This is a genomic window from Pseudomonas sp. LAIL14HWK12:I7, assembly GCF_000483465.1.
GTDB classification, from domain to species: domain Bacteria; phylum Pseudomonadota; class Gammaproteobacteria; order Pseudomonadales; family Pseudomonadaceae; genus Aquipseudomonas; species Aquipseudomonas kermanshahensis.
In genome coordinates, this window is record NZ_AXYZ01000008.1 from 216,116 (window position 1) to 233,625 (window position 17,510).

Here is a 17,510-nt window from a genome sequence, read left to right on the forward strand (position 1 = left end):
TTGGCCAAGGGCCGGGTACGCTTACTGCAACGATCACTGAATTCAACGTGACAGACACGGACCTGCCCCATGCCCAGCGCCCCGCTCTACTTCGACTACGCCGCTACCACGCCCGTTGACGACCGCGTCATCGAAACGATGCTCGCCTGCCTTGGCCGCCAAGCCAACTTCGGTAACCCCGCATCCAGTGGCCACGCCTATGGCCAAGCAGCCCGCAATGCTGTGGAGCAGGCGCGCCAGCAGGTCGCCGAACGCGTCGGCGCCCGCGCCGATGAGCTGGTGTGGACATCAGGCGCTACCGAGTCCAACAACCTTGCGCTGAAGGGTATCGCCCAAGGCATTGGCGAGCCCGGCCACCTGATCACCAGCCAGCTGGAACACAAAGCCGTGCTTGACACGGTCGCTGAACTGGAGCGCCAAGGTTGGGCCGTTACCCGCCTGGCTGTGGACGCTTCGGGCCTCATTCAGCCTGAAGCCGTGCAGGCGGCACTGCAGGCCGATACCCGCCTGGTCTCGCTGATGGCGGTCAATAACGAACTGGGCACCGTGACCGATTTTGCGGCGATTGGCGAGCGTGTGCGTGCCCACGGTGCGCTGTTGCATGTGGACGCCGCGCAGGCGGTGGGCAAACTGGCCATCGACCTGGCAGCAATGGCGGTAGACCTGATGTCGTTCTCGGCCCACAAAGCCTACGGCCCCAAAGGCATCGGCGCGCTCTACGTCCGGCCGCGCGCGCGCGAACTGATGCGTGCGCAGATGCACGGTGGCGGGCATGAGCACGGGCTGCGTTCCGGCACCTTGGCGACCCACCAGATTGTCGGCATGGGCAGCGCTTTTGCCCTCGCCGGCCAGCCGGGGGACAGCGAGCACCAGCGCATCGAGCACCTGTCCCGGCGACTGCGCGATGGGTTGCTGGCCTTGCCAGCGGTCAGCCTCAACGGCTGCGACACACAGCGCATTGCGCATACCTTGAACCTGTGTATCGAGAGCCGAGGCTTCAACAGTGCGGCGTTGGCCAGTGAGCTGGCATTGTCGACCACGTCAGCGTGTAATTCGGCGAGCAATGCGCCATCGCATGTGCTGCTGGCGCTGGGACTGAATGAAAGCCAGGCACGTAACAGCGTGCGGTTGAGCATTGGGCGGTTCAGCACCGAGGCTGAAGTGGACAAGGCCATCGAGGTGTTTGCCAAGGTGACAGCGCAGGCTTCAATGGCATTGTGGTGAGGCCGAGCTTGTCAGGGGCCGCTTCGCGCCCCATCGCCGGCAAGCCAGCTCCTACAGGGCCATCACTGTCCTGAAGACGGCGCAATTCCGGTGGGAGCTGGCTTGCCCGCGATGGGGCGCGAAGCGGCCCCCAGCGATATCACAGGAAAGTGAAGACCTTCGAAGCCGGCAACCGCGACTTGCTCAGCCCCGCATTGAAGTCAGCCTCGCTCCGATAGCCTAGGCTCATGATCACCACACTGGTGTAGCCCTGCTCGCGCAGCCCCAGCTCGGCATCCAGCACCTTGCTGTCGAAGCCCTCGATCGGCGTCGCATCCAGGCCATGTGCCGCAGCGCCAAGCAGTGCGGTGCCCAAGGCCAGGTAGGTCTGCTTTTCCATCCAGTGCTGCACGTCTTTCTGGTCGAAGCGGTGCAGGTCGACGTAGTGACGACGGCTCTGGTTCTGCCCGGCGCGGGCCTGTTCGTCGCGAAAACGGCCATCAGCGGCTTCCTGCGCGAGCACCGCATCCAAATGGGCCTCGGTCATCTCGGTACGGGTGCAGAACACGATCACATGGGACGCATCGAGAATCTTCGGCGTGTTGTAGGCGAAGCGCTCTTGGGTACTCTTGGCCAACCGGGCCTTGCCTTCGGCGCTGTCAGCGACGATGAAGTGCCAAGGCTGTGAGTTGACCGACGATGGGCTATGGCGCAGTTGCTCGAGCAACGCATCGAGGGTGGCCTGGGGAATGCGACGCGAGGCGTCGTAAGCCTTGGTGGTGTAGCGGCGCTTGGCCAGGGAAACGGTATCCATGCAACAACTCCTGCAGTGAAACGGGATTTGTCGCGCATCTTATCTTTCCTGCAGATAAGAAAAACCGGCAAACTACAGCAACACTTTCATCCTGTGAGTGAAAATGCTGCGCATCACTGACCTTGAACTGTTCGTACGCAGCAGCGTGCTGGGCAGCTTCACCGCCGCCGCCCATGAGGCCGAACTGCTGCCGGGCCAGGTGGCCGCCGCCATCAAACGCCTGGAACGCGAGCTGGACGTGCGCCTGTTTGCGCGGACCACCCGCAGCCTGCGCCTGACCGCTGCGGGCGAGTTGTACTTGCCGACCGCGCAGAACGTGCTGGAAAGCCTGCGCCAGGGCCGCGAGGACCTGCACGGTAATGCCAGTACCTTGCGCGGCACCCTGCAGGTTTCAGCCCCTTCGGACATGGGCCGCAACATGCTGCTGCCCTGGTTGAGTGCCTTTCGCCGCGAGCACCCGGCGCTGCACCTGCGCTTCTTTCTGTCCGACCAGATGGCCGACCTCAATCGTGACCCGGTGGACATCGCCATCCGCTACGGCCTCAACCAGGATGCCAACTACATCGCCCTGCCCCTGGCCAGCTGGAACCGCCGGGTACTGGTCGCCTCCCCCGACTACCTCGCGCGCCACGGCCGGCCACTGATGCCGGAGGCCCTGCAGCAACATGCCTGCCTGTTGTACATGCAACAGAACCGGGTCTATGACAAATGGCGGGTGGGTAACCGCACCGTGCAGGTGCGTGGGCCGCTGGTCAGCGACGACGCCGACGTGATCCGCCGCCTGGCGCTGCTCGGTGAAGGTATCGTCTACAAATCGTGGCTGGATGTCAGCGCCGACATCGAGGCGGGCGCACTGGAGATTCTGCTGCCCGAATACCTGGGCGAGCCAACGCCGGTCACCTTGGTCTGCCCGCACCGCAAACAGCTGACGCCGGCGGTGACACAGCTGCACCTGTGGCTGCGCGAACGCTTCGAGGCCCTGCGGCCGCGGCTGCTGAACAAGGGCTGCACAATCGTTCCAGACTGAACCGCACGCGTGCGCTAAGGTAGCGTTTTACCCCCACGGCCTGCCCCCATGAGCAACTGGATCGACCTCAAACAAGACGCCGACACCGGCATCGAGTCGGTCCGCGCGCATTTTGTCGGGCATGCCTACGACCCGCACTGGCACGACAGTTTCCTGGTCGGCGTCACCGAGCAAGGTGTCCAGCAGTTCAACTGCCGGCGGGTACGCCATCGCAGCACGCCGGGCCAGGTGTTTCTGCTCGAGCCCGGCGACATCCACGACGGCCTTGCACCGACCGAGGAAGGCTTCACCTACTCGACGCTGTACCTGGAGCCTGCCTGGCTGGACGATCAATTGCGGTCCTTGTTCGAACACGCACACAGCGCCGGCCTGCCCAGCTTTGCCGATACCTTGTGCCACGATGAGCGCCTGGCCCGCGCCACCGCGCTGGCCTTTAACAGCGTGCACTATCAGGACCTGCGCATTGTCCGCCAGACCGCCATGGACGACCTGCTGGCCTGCCTGACCCGCCACCTGCACTGGCGCAAACGCGTCAACCCCGACCCGCGCCTGCCGTTGACCGCGCAGCGGGCGCGTGACTACCTGCATGCTCACCTGGACCGCGACATCGGCCTGGAAGACCTGGCCCAGGCCTGCGGCGTCGACCGTTTTCGCCTGACCCGGGCGTTCAAAGCCGCCTTCGGCCTGGCCCCGCACGCCTACCTGATCCAGTTGCGCCTGGCCCGCGCGCGGCGCCTGCTCAGCCAAGGCCAGACACCTGCTGAAGTGGCCATGGCGCTGGGCTTTGCCGACCAGAGCCACTTGGGGCGCTGGTTCCGCCGGGCGTATCGGTTGACCCCGGCCGACTACCGCAGGCGCTGCTCAAACCTTCCAGACTGACTGCAGCCAGGCAGCGAACATGGCGCTTCGAACCCTCGGAGCCTTGTGCCATGTCGCAGACGTTGTTGCCTTTCATCCTCTTCGCCCTGGTGGCCAGCATCAGCCCCGGGCCGACCAATCTGTTGATCCTGGCACATGGCGCACGGCAGGGCTTGCGGGCGAGCGTAGCGCCCATCCTGGCCGGCTGTGGCGCGGCGGCGGCCGTGGTGCTGCTGGTCGGGCTGGGGCTGGGCGAGCTGTTACTGCGCCATCCACTGGCCCAGCAGTTGATGAGCTGGGCCGGCGTGCTGTGGTTGAGTTGGCTGGCGTGGCGCATTCTGCGCAGCGCTGGGCAGCCCTTGGACATCAACGCAGACAAGCCTTTGGATGCGCTCAGTGCGGCGTCGCTGCAAGTGGTGAACCCGAAAGTATGGATGATGGCCGTGGCCGTGATCGGGGTATTTGCCGCGCCAGCACTGCCGGTGTGGCAGTTGGCGCTGGTGTTTCTGCTGATTGCCCTGCCGTGCATGACGGCCTGGGCACTGCTGGGGGTAGGAAGTGCACGCTGGTTGCAGGTGCCTGCGCGGTTGCTGTGGTTCAACCGGGGGTTGGCGGTGGTGTTGCTGGTGTCGGCTTGGGCGACGCTGCTGGGTTGATTGTGATGTTGGCTTTGCCGGCCTCTTCGCGGGTAAGCCCGCGAAGAGGCCAGTACAGGCAAATCAGCCACCTAAGGCATCACGGAACCGCCGGGTACTGGCCGCCGCCAGCAGCAACCCGACAACCGCGACACAGCCTCCGACCAGGCCGATGTCGGCCACGTCCATCTGGCTGCTGACGATGCTGCCCAGCAATGCACCTCCACCAATACCGATGTTGTAAATGCCCGAGAACAAGGCCATGGCCACGTCCGTGGCATCGGACGCCAACTTCAGTGTCTTGGACTGCAGCGACAGGCTGAAGCTCAAAATCGCCACGCCCCAGAACATGCTCAACACAGCAAACGCATAGAAGTTGCCCGACAACGGCAACATCAACAGCAGGCAGGCCGCCAGCAGGCCAATCGAGCCCACCAGAAAACCCTGGGGGAAGCGGTCGCTGTAACGGCTGAACAGCACCGAGCCGAACACGCCGGCGCCACCAAACAACAGCAGCAGCAACGTGGTGCGCTCACCGCTGATCTGCGCCACATGCAGGGCAAACGGTTCGATGTAGCTGTAAGCGGTGAACTGCGCAGTGATCACCAGCGTCACCAACAGGTAGGTGATCACCAGGGCCGGGCGCTTGAACAGGATCGGCAAACTGCGCAGCGAACCGGAGTTCTGGCTGGGCAGCAGCGGCAACGACTTCATCAAGCACAGCATGGTGGCCAATGCCACCCCGGCAATGCTGAGGAACGTCACGCGCCAGCCCAGGGCTTCACCCACCACACGGCCCAGCGGGATACCCAACACCATCGCCAAGGTCGTGCCGGTGGCCAGCAGGCCCAGCGCCTTGGCCTGCTGGCCAGGCGGGGCCACACGCACGGCCAGCGACGCGGTAATCGCCCAGAACACGGCGTGGGCCAAGGCGATGCCGATGCGGCTCACCAGCAACATGGCAAAGCTCTGCGACAGCCACGACAACAGGTGGCTGACGATGAACACGAGAAACACGAACAGCAGCAGGCGCCGGCGCTCGATGTTGCGGGTCAGCAGCATCATCGGCAGCGAAGCCAGGGCCACGACCCAGGCATAGATGGTCAGCATCAGGCCGACTTGGGCAGTGCTCATGTCGAAGCTGCGGCCAATGTCGCTGAGCAACGCTACCGGGACAAACTCGGTGGTGTTGAAGATGAAGGCCGCGAGGGCCAGGGCGATCACGCTCAGCCAGCTGCCGTTACCGGTGGTCGGCGGCACATCGGTGGGTAGGGGTCCGTTCATGGGTGGGGTTCTATTCTCCGCAGGCATGGCGAAAAGACGCGCGTCAGGGGCCAAGTATCGGCCGCGCTGGGGCACGGGTTTGTTATTGGAAGGAATGCCGGCATGGTACGCGTCAATACCGGGCCTCACAACCAGCGGCACATTGCGAGTAACATGCCCGCTTAATGTGAATTGCAAGCGGAACAAGGAGCCCGATCCGCCCATGGACAAGCAACAACCCCAGCAGCAGTGGCAGCAGGCGGTCACCACCTACGCCCAAGCCATCAACCGCTACGTCGCGCAAGGCTGCGCACAGGGCTGGGACAACCTCGAAGAACCACAGCCTGCGGCCACCGAGCACCTGCTCGACGCCTGGCAGGCCGCCTTGGAAGCGATCAACCGGCCGGGGGTGGACGAACAGCAACGCCAAGCCTTCCGCGCCGCCTGGCCGCCCGCCCACCTGCCGCTGGTGCCGCTGCTCGATGCGCATGGGCAAGGCATCTGCAGCGTCCTGCTGCTGGACGACGGCAGCCTGCTCGCGCGCATTGGCATGCCCTATGAAAAGGGCCAGGTGGTGCGCATCGATCAACAAGGCGTGACGCCCGTCATCGGTATCGAGCACTTCGGGCGCTGCCCGCAGCGCCGCTACTTTGCCCTGGCCAACGCCGAGGGCGTGCGCGTGACCGATGGCTGGGGCGGCCCACAGGTCGCTCGCCTGGCCTGGCCTAGCGGGCTCGAAGGCCTGCCAGCGGGTTACCCGTTCGAGCCGCTCGACCTGCCACCCACACCCACCAGCCTGGTGCCCTTCGCCGATGGCCAGCGGGTGCTGCTGGTGAGCGCCGAGGGGATTTACCTGCTGGCCGCCGAAGGTGCCACCCGGCTGCTGCCACGCCAATCGCAGATTCTCGAGGAACTGGCCGAAGGCACCGACCCGGATGATATTGCCCTGGGCCTGGCCATGGAGCACGGTGCAGTGTCGCCGGACGGGCGCCTGATCGTGGTGGGTGAACAATGCAGCCGCCACCTGGTGCTGAATGACCAGTTGGAGGAAGTGGCGCAGATCGGCCCCGGCGGCGAATACCCGCACTTCGCCCTGTTCAACCGCAGCGGCGACCAGTTGATCGTCAATGCCTGCCACTTCTACAACGGCGGCACACTGGGGGTACGCGTGGCAGACCTTGCGGGCCTGGACACCGACTATTACAGCGAAGACCCACGCACCCCACTGCTGCAAGACGGAGCGCGGGTGTATGCCGGGGTCGCAGGCAATGGCGAGTACATCGTCGGCGATGCCTACGGCTACCTGCGGGCCTTTGGCGAAGAGGGCACGGAACATTGGCAGCACTTCCTGGGGTCGACCATCAGCGCCATGGACATCAGCGCCGATGGACGCACGCTGGTAGCGGCGAGCCATGCCGGGTTCATCTCGGTGATTGCGCTGGGCAGTGGGCGGCCTGAGTGGCAGATCGGTACCGGCGAGCATGGTGAAGTGCGGCGCTGGTTGTTCTGGAAGGGGTGGGACAAGGCGCTGGTCTGGTAGATCTGCACTGGCTTCTTCGCGGGCAAGTCGGACCGCAAAGAGGCCAGCACAGTCGACTACTCGATCAGCCCTGAAGCGTGGCCATGTCGATCACAAAGCGGTACTTCACATCCCCAGCAATCATCCGCTCGTAAGCCTGGTTGATATTACGAATATCGAGCATCTCGATATCGCAACGGATGTCGTGCTCCGCACAGAAATCCAGCACTTCCTGAGTCTCGGCGATGCCGCCGATCAGCGAGCCGGCCAGTACCCGACGCTTGAGCACCAGGTTGGCCGCGTGCAGCGCCGGTTCAATCGGTTCGATCAGGCCGACCAGAATATGCACACCATCGAAGGTGAGGGTTTCCAGGTACGGATTGAGGTCGTGCTGCACCGGAATGGTGTCGAGCAGGAAGTCGAAGCGACCTGCCGCGGCGCGCATCTGCTCATCATCGGAGGACACGATCACATGGTCGGCACCCTGGCGGCGCGCTTCCTCGGCCTTGGCTGGCGAACGGGTGAACAAGGTCACTTCCGCGCCCAGCGCCTTGGCCAGTTTGATACCCATGTGGCCGAGGCCGCCCATGCCCAGGATGCCTACCTTGTGGCCAGGGCCAACGCCGTGGTGCTTGAGCGGCGAATAGGTGGTGATACCGGCGCACAAGATCGGCGCGGCGCTTGGCAGGTCCATGCCGGCAGGGATACGCACCACAAAGTGCTCGCTGACGACGATGCTGCTGGAATAGCCACCCATGGTGTTGCTGCCATCGACCCGGTCAGGGGTGGCGTAGGTCATGGTCGGGCCTTCCAGGCAATATTGCTCCAGGTCCTTGGCGCACGCCTCACAGTGGCGGCAGGAATCGACCATGCAACCGACGCCTACCAGGTCGCCGACCTTGTGCGCGGACACCTTGTCGCCCACCGCGGTGACCCGGCCGATGATCTCGTGGCCCGGCATCAACGGGTACACGGCGATGCCCCATTCGTTGCGCGCCTGGTGGATGTCGGAGTGGCACACGCCGCAGTAGAGAATCTCGATGGCAACATCGTCCGGGCGCGGGCTGCGGCGTTCGAAGGTCATGGGAGCCAGAGGGCTGGTCGGGGTTTGGGCGGCATAACCGATGGCGGTGTACATGCGGGACCTCGCAGAGAAGTGAAACGATTCAGGCGGCGCATTTTGCGCGCCCTGCCTCCCCTCGCCCACCGCAGATTCTCCGGCATGCATGCCTGATTCTCCGGAGTTACCCGCAAGCATCTGACGCTAGACCTTCAATCTGCGATGATGCAACTGTCTGATTCTCTGCCCAGGTTCACCATGCAGCTCACCCGCCATGTCGACGCCAACGCCCCCCTCTGCGCGCTGATCCGCCGCCTCGCCACGCGCCCGGGTTTCGTGCCCACTCACCTGCCCCAGGTGCAAGTGCTGAGCTGGGACCACTATGTCGCCAGCAGCCCACAAATTTACGAGCCAAGCCTGATGATCCTGGCCCAGGGCAGCAAACTCGCGCGGCTGGGGCCGCGCACCCTGGAGTACGGTGCGGGCCACTACTTGGTCCAGGCGTTGTCGGTGCCGTTCATGTGCGAAACCTTCGCCACCCGCGAGGCGCCGCTGTTGGGCGTGGCAGTGGACATTGACCGCAGCGTGCTCGGTGAATTGGTGCAAAGCATGGACCTGGCACCGGATGCCGCCGTCCAAGCCCAGACCCCGCAATCCATGACCTCTGCAGCGCTGGATGCGCCCATGCGCGAAAGCGTCGAACGGCTGCTGAGCTGCCTGCAAGACCCGCTGGATGCCAAGGTGCTCGGCCCGGCGCGGGTGCGCGAAGTGCTCTATACCGCGCTACGCGGCCCGCAAGCCGGCGTGTTGCGGGCGTTGGTCGAACAGCAGGGGCATTTCGCCCGCATCGGCGCCGCCCTCGCCCACTTGCGTGAACACTACACCGACCCCTTGAGCGTCGAGGCGCTGGCGGCACGCGCCAACATGAGCGTGTCGACCTTCCATGAGCATTTCAAACGCTGCACCGACATGGCCCCCATGCAATACCTCAAGCGCCTGCGGCTGCTCAAGGCGCAGCAGATGCTGATCGGCGAGGGCCTGGGAGTGGCGCAGACGGCGCACCGGGTGGGCTACCAGAGCACCTCGCAGTTCAGCCGCGAGTACAAACGCCAGTTTGACCGCAGCCCGGGGGATGAAGTGGCGTACCAGAGTTTGCCGGTTTGATTGGTGGTGGCCGTCAGGTGTCTGGCTGGGGCGTTGTGGTGTGGCAGAAACCGAGCGCCGCCCGCGCGGCGCTCGGTTTCCGCCACACCATCAAACCCCAGCCATACACACCCAGCATCTCACCCCCCATTGCTACCCACTAACCGACCCAGCTAATATTGAGAACGATTCACACTCACAACTGGATACCAGGCGTTGGACAGCACATCGACCCGCAAGCTGGGCTTCTTCTTCAGCGACCATCACCGCTGGCTGCTCCAACATGTCTTCAAACGCCTGCGTAATCGCGCCGATGCCGAGGACACGGCAGCCGAGGCGTTCTGCCAGATGCTGGGCGCACGCGTCGATCCGGACAGCATCGAGCAACCACGTGCCTACCTCTCGACCATCGCCCGTCGGCTGATCTTCGATCGGTACCGCCGTCGCCAACTCGAGCAGGCGTACCTCGAGCGCTTGGCGCTGCTGCCCGAACCCATCGCCCCTTCTGCCGAAGAGCAACTGCTGCTGATCGAGGCACTGGTGACCATCGACAAGGTGCTGGACGGCTTGCCCGCCATGGTCAAGGCCGCCTTCCTGTACAGCCAGCTCGACGGCATGAGCTACGTCGACATCGCCGCCCGTTTGCAGATCAGCGAACGCACCGTCAGCCGCCACATGAAGCAGGCCCTGCGCCAGTGCTACCTGTGCGAGGTGCACGCATGAGCGCAACACGCCTGGACCCGATCAGCGAGCAGGCCATCGACTGGATGGTCGCACTCAAGGCCGGCACGCCTGACCAGGCGCTGCTGCAACGCCTGGCGCACTGGCTGCGCCAGGACCCCGCACACCAACGCGCCTGGGACCGCTTGCAACAACGCCTGGGCAGCCCGTTTGCGGCGCTGCACGCGCTGGACCAACGTGCCCCAGGGCAAGCCGCCGAAGCCCGCCAACTGCTGCTCACGCCCACCCACTCTCGCCGCGAAGTGCTGGGCGCGCTGGCAGGCATGGGTGTCGTCGCAGGCGCCTTGTGGAGCGGTTGGCGCAGCGACAGCGCGCAAAACTGGCTGGCCGACCTGCACACCGCCAGCGGCGAGCGGCGCAGCTTTACCCTGGCAGATGGCAGCCGCCTGAGCCTCAACAGCGCCAGTGCCGTCGACCTACAGTTCGATGCCAGCCAACGCCTGCTGATACTGCGCCGTGGCGAAATGGTGATTCAGGTTGCGGCCGACCCTCAGCGGCCCCTGCGCGTGCGCACGCCCCAAGGACAAGTGCAGGCGCTGGGCACCCGCTTTCTGGTAAGCCAAGAGCAAGCCGCTACCCGCGTCGTGGTGCTGGAGCACAGCGTGCGCGCCAGCCTGCGCGATGGCCGCTGGCAAGACGTGCAACAGGGGCAGGCAGCCCTGCTGCGCAGCGATGGCATCCAGCAACTGGGCGGCGAGCAGCAACAACGCAGCGCCTGGCTGTATGGGCGCCTGGAAGTGCTCGACGAACCCCTGCACGCGGTCATCGATGCCCTGCGCCCCTACCAGCGCGGCTACATACGGCTGGCCCCGGCGGTGCGCGGGATGCGCGTGCAAGGCGTATTCCCGCTCGACCAGCCGCAGGAGGCGCTGGCCGCCCTGGCGGAAGCCCTGCCGATCAAGGTCGAACCGTTCGGCCCCTGGGTAACGTTGATCGGCCCCGCCCACGGCTAATGAAAATATTTTTGAAAATCATTCGCGGGCGTGTCCGGTTTTCGTTTCTCGTCCCACCTATCTCCTGACAAGTCACTTCATTCGGGAGAATTCTGTGCTCAACCTCTGGCCCCGCGCCTTGCCCCTCGTCGTTGCCCTGAGCAGCCTCAATGCCCATGCCCAGGTGCAGACCCTGGCGTTCGACCTGCCGCCTGCCAGCCTGGCCACCACCCTTAACCGGATTGCCAGCCAGAGCGGCTACATCATCGCGCTCGAACCCCAGCTGGTACGCGGCAAGCAGGCGCCGGCAATCGTCGGCCAGATGAGTGCCGAGCAAGCCATGCAAACCGCGCTGGTCGGCAGCGGCCTGCAATTGCGGCTGACCAGCAGCGGCCATTTCAGCATCGCCCCGGCAACCCCAGAGAGCGACGTGCTGGAGCTTGGCAGTACCAGCATCACCGACAATTACCTGGATGCCACCAGCGAAGGCAGCGGCTCGTACGCCGCCCGCGCGGTAACCCTTGGCAAAGGCACGCACACCCTCAAGGAAATCCCTCAATCGGTGACGGTGATTACCCGTAAACAGCTGGATGACCAAGGCATCACCGACCTGCAGGAGGCGCTCAACCACACCACCGGGATCGTCGGCGCGCAAGGCATCGGCCCAGGCGTGGTGGTGACATCGCGCGGGTTCCAGATCGACGACTGGCAGTACGACGGCGTGCCTATCCCGCGTAACAACTATTCGCTGGGCAACTGGGCGACCCAGGACCTGGTGTTCTTCGACCGCATCGAGGTCCTGCGCGGCGCCTCGGGCTTGTTGCAAGGCACCGGCAGCCCCGGCGGCGCGATCAACCTGGTGCGCAAACGCGGCCAGGCCACCCCGACCGTCACCGTCACCGGCAAGGCCGGCTCCTGGGACCACTACGGCCTGCAACTGGACGCTGGCGGCCCGCTGACCACCGACGGCCGCGTACGCGGCCGGATGGTGGCCGACGAGGACCAGAGCGACAGCTTCATCGACTACCAATGGAGCAAGTCCCACTCCCTGTATGGTGCGCTGGACATTGACCTGAACGACGCCACCACCGTAGGTGCCGGCATCAGCTACAACCGCCAGCAGTCGCGGCCAATGCTGCGTGGCATCCCGCGCTATACCGACGGCAAGCCGGTCGACCTGCCCCGCTCGACCTTCACCGGCGCCCGTTGGAACCGTGCCGAAACCGACGTGACCACCTACTACGCGGACCTCGAACACCGCTTCAACGACGACTGGGCGTTCAAGGCCGCCGCCGTGCGCATGGACGAAGTCAACACTTCCACGCACCAGCGCGTGCAGTCCACCGGCCAGGGCGTGGCGCCGGACGGCAGCGGCATCACCTATGCCGACTGGCTCACCGACTTCCACAACACCAAGCTGGGCCTGGACATGAATGTGGTGGGCCACTTCAACACCGGGCCGCTGGCCCATGAAATCACCGTCGGCGGCAACTACTCCAAGCTGACGTCGGACGACGCCTATTGGCGCAACTTCGCCGCGTCTGGCGACACCCTCTTCGACATCGACCACAACCGCCCCGAGCCTAGCCGTGACAGTGTGTTCGACGGCAAGCTCGCGCGCTCCAACAAGGCCAGTTATGACATCCGCCAAAAAGGCCTTTACGGCGTGTGGCGAGTCAAGCCGACCGATGACCTGACCCTGATCCTCGGCTCGCGGGTCAGCTGGTTCGACTACAGCTGGGACTCGATCGACTTCAACAGCCGCACCGACCCCGGCAGCCGCACCCCCACCAGCCGCATGACCGAGTCGGGCGAAGTCACCCCGTATGCCGGCTTCGTCTACGACCTGACCCGCGAGTGGGCCTGGTACGCCAGCTACACCGACGTGTTCGTGCCGCAGACCGAGCGGGCCGTCAACAACGTGCCACTCAAGCCTGTGATCGGCAGCAACTACGAAACCGGCCTTAAGGGCGAATTGCTGGACGGCCGGGTCAATGCCTCGCTGGCGGTGTTCCGCTACGACCAGGAAAACCGTGCGGTGACCGACGTGGCTTCGGGCTTTGCCTGTGATGACTGGTACTGCTCCACTGCGGCGGGCAAGGTGCGTAGCCAGGGCATCGAGGCCGAGATCAGCGGCGAAGTGCTCAGCGGCCTGCAGCTGTTTGCCGGCTACACCTACAACACCACCAAGTTCCTCGACGACCCGGACGAAGAAGGCCGCGTGTTCAGCCAGTGGACGCCCAAGCACATGTTGCGTGCCTGGGCCGACTACACCCTGCCACTGGACGGCCAACGCTGGAGCACCGGCCTGGGCTTCACCAGCCAAAGCCACACCCTGGGCTACGAACGCACCTACACCGTGCCTGGCTACACCGTGTGGAGCGGGCGCCTGGCCTATCAGCTGACGCCGGAAGTGAACCTTGCAGTCAACGCCAACAACCTGTTCGACAAGAAGTACTGGGTTGCCGGCTTCAACCAGCTCAATGGCAGCAACAACTACGGCGAACCCCGCAACTTCATGTTGACGGTCAAGTACACGCCTGAGTTTTAAAACGCAGCACGCATCACTCGGTCAACGGCCATTGCGCAAGCGGCCAGTACACACCCTTGCGCGATTCATACAGGGCGAAGTGCCGCGCGGCCAGGAAGAACTCCGGCGCCGTGGCGGCCTCCGGCGGCTGGCCGCGGTAGTCCCTGGACAAGGTCAGGTGCGGGCGGTATTCACGGCTCGCCGCCTCCAACCCCAGTGGCAGCAGCGCCTGCTGCAGGCCATACACCAGTTGCAGCAAGGCCGGCGGCGTTTGCTGCGGCTCAAGCACCAGTGCACTGGCGCGCGGCCACACCTGCAAACGGTCGAGCAACAGCCGCGGCGCCGCCGCCGGGCGCTTGAGCGCATCGACCGCAGCGCAGATCGAGGGCAGCAAAGCAGTATCTACATCACCGAGAAACAGCAGCGTCACATGGAAGTTGTCGGCGGGTACCGGCTTGCCAGTGCGCAGGTTCAAACCGCGCCGCCACTGGGCCAGGGCACGGCGCTGGGCATCGCTGACCGGCAAGGCGAAAAACAGCCGTTTGAAGGGGGCGCCACTGGGGCGAACGTCCTGAACCATGTGATCTCCTTGACATGAAACGTTTGCGCAAGCGCTAGGCCATTACACCTAAGTCGCGCGGTAGTCACGTAACAATAAGTACAAACTGCTCCCATGATTGTTTATGCTGGCCAGCTTATGCCATGGCGCATGGCCATTTTTCGACAAGTAAACGTCCATGAAAATTGCACTCGTACTCCTCTTTGTTCTGTCGATCGCCTATGTTCACCTACGCGGTCGCGTTCGCCACAAGCTGACTCGCCAGCTGGGCGACCACTCCAGCTTCCTGGCCCCGGTCAACAGTTTCCTCTACCTGTTTTCCAAGCACCCGGCCAAGCCCTACTTGCCGGTCGAGGCCTTCCCCGAACTGCAACCGCTGCAGGACCACTGGCAGGAAATCCGTGCCGAGGCCCAGCAGTTGCTCCACGTCGGTGAAATCAAGAAATCCGAGAACTACGATGACGTCGGTTTCAACTCATTCTTCAAGACCGGTTGGAAGCGCTTCTACCTGAAGTGGTACGGCGAAAGCCACCCTTCGGCCATGACCCTGTGCCCACGCACCACCGAACTGCTGCAAGGCATCGGCACGGTCAAGGCTGCAATGTTCGCCACCTTGCCACCGGGCGCCAAGCTGGTGCGCCACCGCGACCCGTATGCCGGCTCCTACCGTTACCACCTGGGCCTGGACACGCCGAACGATGACGGTTGCTACATCGACGTGGACGGCGAGAAGTACTCGTGGCGCGACGGTGAGGGCGTGATCTTCGACGAAACCTACATCCATTACGCGGCCAACACCACCGACCACAACCGCATCATCCTGTTCTGCGATGTCGAGCGCCCGCTCAAGTACCGCTGGGCAACGGCGTTCAACCGCTGGTTCAGCCGCAACGTGATGGCAGCCGCCGCCGCGCCCAACGATGCCAACGATAAGACGGGTGGCATCAACCGGCTATTCACCCGCATCTACAAGATCCGCGAACGCGGCAAGGCGCTGAAAAAGCGCAATCGCATGCGCTATTACCTGGAAAAATGGGCGGTGGTGGCTGCACTGGTGCTGGTGTTCATCTACATCTGATTCAGCGCTGCCTGTGCCGTCGGTACAGGCAGCAGATGCCCTCGCCTTTTTCGACTAGCCTGAAAGCTCCACTCGCAACCACCCCAAGGTGAAGACGATGAGCATGATGGACTGGGACGCCTACCGTAAGCAGTTGATGGCCGGCATCGGCGATCTCAAGCAGTTGTCTCCCGACACCGTGGCCGGCTACATGACCGCCAGCGGTGCGGGCACCAAGACCAACCACCTGGACGCCAAGACCCGCGAACTGATCTCCCTCGCGGTGGCCGTGACCACCCGTTGTGACGGCTGCATCGCCGTGCATTCGCAGCAGGCAGTGAAACACGGCGCCAGCCGCGAAGAGATTGCCGAAGCCCTTGGCGTAGCGGTGGCGATGAACGCCGGCGCCGCATTGGTGTACTCGGCACGCGCCATGGACGCAGTGGGCAAGGCCAACGGCTGACCCCGCGTGGCGTCGCCGCCCTTGCGCGACGGCGCCGCGCCACCCAGACTTGGCGGTCCAGCCATTGCAGGAACCACCATGATCCACATCCGCCCCATGACGCCCGAGGACTTCGAGCGTTTCTGGCCCACCTTCCAGGCCATTGTCCAGGCCCGTGAAACCTACGCCTTCGACCCTGCCCTGAACTTCGACCAGGCCCGCCAGTTGTGGCTGGAGATGCCCCTTCGCACCTGGGTAGCAGAGGACGACGGTGAGCTGCTGGGTTCCTACTACCTCAAAGCCAATGCTGCCGGCCCCGGGGCCCACGTAGGCAACTGCGGTTACATGGTCTGCGAGGCCGCGCGTGGCCGTGGCGTGGCCCGGATGATGTGCGAGCATTCGCAGAAGCTGGCGCGCCAGGAGGGGTTTCTGGCGCTGCAGTTCAATTCGGTCGTGGCCAGCAACGAAGTGGCCGTGGCGCTGTGGCACAAACTCGGTTTCGAAACGGTCGGCCGCCTGCCCAAGGCTTTCCGGCATGCCCGGCTGGGCTTGGTGGATTGCCTAGTGATGTACAAGTGGCTGGCGGATGAGCCAGTGGTGGAAAAACCGCCACTGTTGATCGGGCGCAAGAACATCGAGGCCCGCGTGTCGCGCCGCCGGGGGCGTTAACCGACGGTAGGAGCAGCCTTGCGCTGCGAAGAGGCAGCGCATGCACCATGCCGGTCATCGCCTGCACTGGCCCCTTCGCAGCGCAAGGCTGCTCCTACACAAACCGCGGTGTTGGCAAATCGCTGTTTAGAACGCCAAGCCGACTTTGAAGCCAAACTCATCACGCTTGAGTTTGGTGTTGTCCGCCACGGGCGAGTCGCCATCCAGCTTGTACTCGGTGCGGGTGTAGTAGACCCCCGCCTGTACCGGCATGCCGCCCTGCTGGTTCATCAGCAGGCTGACCTCGGCATAGGGGTTGGTGCGGTCCTTCAGGTCCACGGTGTCACTGCCGAAATCATCCACCTTCAGGCGCGCACGGCCATCGAGGGTGTGGCGCGCGCCCACCTCCACGCGCAGGGTCGACGCATCGAACTGATGGTTGTAACCCAAGGCCGCCTTGGCGAAGGGCGACTTGACCGTGAGTTTGGTGTCCAGGTCGTTGATTTCGGGCTCGAAGCGCGACCAGCTGTAGCCGCCGCCCACGGTCACATCGACAAAGTTGCGCGCATCCAGTGCAGCACGCCAACCGAGGTCGAGATCGGCCTGGGCTTCCTTGAGTTTGTTGTCATTCTTCTTGCCGTACTTGGCCTCGGCACCGATCTGGTAGATGAAGCCGGACTCGGCGGTCATCTTGTTGCCGAAGGTGGCGAATACACCGCCCTGCCCCAAGTGTTCCTTGTCGGTTTCGCTGCCGCCTTCGAATTTGAAGTCGTTATAGGCACCCAGCAGGCCGAGGGTGAACAGCGGGTCGGTACTGGGCGCGGCGGTGGCGGCTAAAGGCGAAGCGATCAAGGCGAGCAGGCAAGTGTGACGCAACAGGTGACGAGCGGACATGCGTGAAGTCTCCATGACGTGAAAACAGTGATAACGAGCGGTTCGAGAGACACGCTTTGGAGAAAGTTCGAAAAAATTCATTGAGAGCGAATGCCTTGGGCTATGCAGCGCCATACACCCCCTCCAAATCCCCATTGCTGATCACCCAATTTAAGTTATAAGATAACGTTTCATTTGACACCCAT

17 protein-coding genes are annotated in these 17,510 nt (G+C 64.0%); 12 read left to right on the plus strand and 5 right to left on the minus strand.

Annotated elements, in window-relative coordinates; all coding sequences use genetic code 11:
- Nucleotides 1-69: 69 nt before the first annotated feature.
- Nucleotides 70-1,224 (plus strand): cysteine desulfurase family protein, encoded by a 1,155-nt coding sequence (locus D886_RS0110105; RefSeq protein ID WP_027593817.1) that lies wholly within the window; start codon nt 70-72, stop codon nt 1,222-1,224.
- Between the two features lie 139 nt (nt 1,225-1,363).
- Here the strand turns inward: D886_RS0110105 and D886_RS0110110 are convergent, their stop codons facing one another.
- On the minus strand, nt 1,364-2,017 hold the full coding sequence (locus D886_RS0110110; RefSeq protein WP_027593818.1) for an oxygen-insensitive NAD(P)H-dependent nitroreductase NfsB: 654 nt from the start codon (nt 2,015-2,017) through the stop codon (nt 1,364-1,366).
- A gap of 103 nt (nt 2,018-2,120) precedes the next feature.
- Here D886_RS0110110 and D886_RS0110115 point away from each other — a divergent pair, with 103 nt between their 5' ends.
- Genes D886_RS0110115 through D886_RS0110125 form a run of 3 tightly spaced genes read left to right on the plus strand, consistent with a single transcriptional unit; the run spans nt 2,121 to nt 4,558 of the window.
- Nucleotides 2,121-3,044, plus strand: coding sequence for a LysR family transcriptional regulator (locus D886_RS0110115; RefSeq protein WP_027593819.1), 924 nt, complete (start codon nt 2,121-2,123; stop codon nt 3,042-3,044).
- 48 nt (nt 3,045-3,092) lie between these two features.
- Nucleotides 3,093-3,923 (plus strand): AraC family transcriptional regulator, encoded by an 831-nt coding sequence (locus tag D886_RS0110120; RefSeq protein WP_027593820.1) that lies wholly within the window; start codon nt 3,093-3,095, stop codon nt 3,921-3,923.
- A gap of 50 nt (nt 3,924-3,973) precedes the next feature.
- Complete coding sequence (locus D886_RS0110125) at nt 3,974-4,558, plus strand: LysE family translocator (protein ID WP_027593821.1); 585 nt, start codon at nt 3,974-3,976, stop codon at nt 4,556-4,558.
- A 63-nt stretch (nt 4,559-4,621) separates the two neighbouring features.
- Here D886_RS0110125 and D886_RS0110130 read toward each other — a convergent pair whose 3' ends face one another.
- Nucleotides 4,622-5,821, minus strand: a complete 1,200-nt coding sequence (locus D886_RS0110130; protein ID WP_027593822.1) for a sugar transporter — start codon at nt 5,819-5,821, stop codon at nt 4,622-4,624.
- Nucleotides 5,822-6,023: 202 nt separating this feature from the next.
- On the opposite strand from D886_RS0110130, the gene D886_RS0110135 reads away from it, so the two are divergent.
- Nucleotides 6,024-7,340: a hypothetical protein gene (locus tag D886_RS0110135; protein WP_027593823.1), complete on the plus strand. Its 1,317-nt coding sequence runs from the start codon at nt 6,024-6,026 to the stop codon at nt 7,338-7,340.
- A 64-nt stretch (nt 7,341-7,404) separates the two neighbouring features.
- On the opposite strand, the gene calA is transcribed toward D886_RS0110135, so the two are convergent.
- Nucleotides 7,405-8,457, minus strand: a complete 1,053-nt coding sequence (gene calA / locus D886_RS0110140) for a vanillin reductase (protein WP_027593824.1) — start codon at nt 8,455-8,457, stop codon at nt 7,405-7,407.
- 180 nt (nt 8,458-8,637) lie between these two features.
- On the opposite strand from calA, the gene D886_RS0110145 reads away from it, so the two are divergent.
- The 4 genes from D886_RS0110145 (at nt 8,638) to D886_RS0110160 (ending at nt 13,746) form a co-directional block, all read left to right on the plus strand.
- Nucleotides 8,638-9,543: an AraC family transcriptional regulator gene (locus D886_RS0110145; RefSeq protein ID WP_027593825.1), complete on the plus strand. Its 906-nt coding sequence runs from the start codon at nt 8,638-8,640 to the stop codon at nt 9,541-9,543.
- Between the two features lie 195 nt (nt 9,544-9,738).
- Nucleotides 9,739-10,245 (plus strand): sigma-70 family RNA polymerase sigma factor, encoded by a 507-nt coding sequence (locus D886_RS0110150; protein WP_027593826.1) that lies wholly within the window; start codon nt 9,739-9,741, stop codon nt 10,243-10,245.
- A complete protein-coding gene (locus tag D886_RS0110155) occupies nt 10,242-11,216 on the plus strand; it encodes a FecR domain-containing protein (RefSeq protein ID WP_027593827.1) in 975 nt (324 codons plus the stop codon). Before D886_RS0110150 ends, D886_RS0110155 begins: the two co-directional genes overlap by 4 nt.
- A gap of 94 nt (nt 11,217-11,310) precedes the next feature.
- Entirely contained in the window at nt 11,311-13,746 is a 2,436-nt protein-coding gene (locus D886_RS0110160; RefSeq protein ID WP_027593828.1) for a TonB-dependent receptor, read from the plus strand.
- Between the two features lie 13 nt (nt 13,747-13,759).
- Here the strand turns inward: D886_RS0110160 and thpR are convergent, their stop codons facing one another.
- The gene (gene thpR, locus D886_RS0110165) at nt 13,760-14,305 is read right to left on the minus strand and encodes an RNA 2',3'-cyclic phosphodiesterase (protein WP_027593829.1); all 546 of its coding nucleotides are present in this window, start codon (nt 14,303-14,305) and stop codon (nt 13,760-13,762) included.
- A 157-nt stretch (nt 14,306-14,462) separates the two neighbouring features.
- Between thpR and lpxO the strand changes: the two genes are divergently transcribed.
- From lpxO to D886_RS0110180, 3 genes are all read left to right on the plus strand, one after another.
- On the plus strand, nt 14,463-15,362 hold the full coding sequence (gene lpxO, locus D886_RS0110170) for a lipid A hydroxylase LpxO (RefSeq protein ID WP_027593830.1): 900 nt from the start codon (nt 14,463-14,465) through the stop codon (nt 15,360-15,362).
- Between the two features lie 97 nt (nt 15,363-15,459).
- Nucleotides 15,460-15,804 carry a carboxymuconolactone decarboxylase family protein gene (locus D886_RS0110175; protein WP_027593831.1) on the plus strand — a complete coding sequence of 115 codons (345 nt, stop codon included), beginning with the start codon at nt 15,460-15,462 and terminating at the stop codon, nt 15,802-15,804.
- Nucleotides 15,805-15,882: 78 nt separating this feature from the next.
- Entirely contained in the window at nt 15,883-16,452 is a 570-nt protein-coding gene (locus D886_RS0110180) for a GNAT family N-acetyltransferase (RefSeq protein WP_027593832.1), read from the plus strand.
- Nucleotides 16,453-16,578: 126 nt separating this feature from the next.
- Here D886_RS0110180 and D886_RS0110185 read toward each other — a convergent pair whose 3' ends face one another.
- Nucleotides 16,579-17,325, minus strand: a complete 747-nt coding sequence (locus D886_RS0110185) for an outer membrane beta-barrel protein (protein WP_027593833.1) — start codon at nt 17,323-17,325, stop codon at nt 16,579-16,581.
- Between the last annotated feature and the right edge of the window lie 185 nt (nt 17,326-17,510).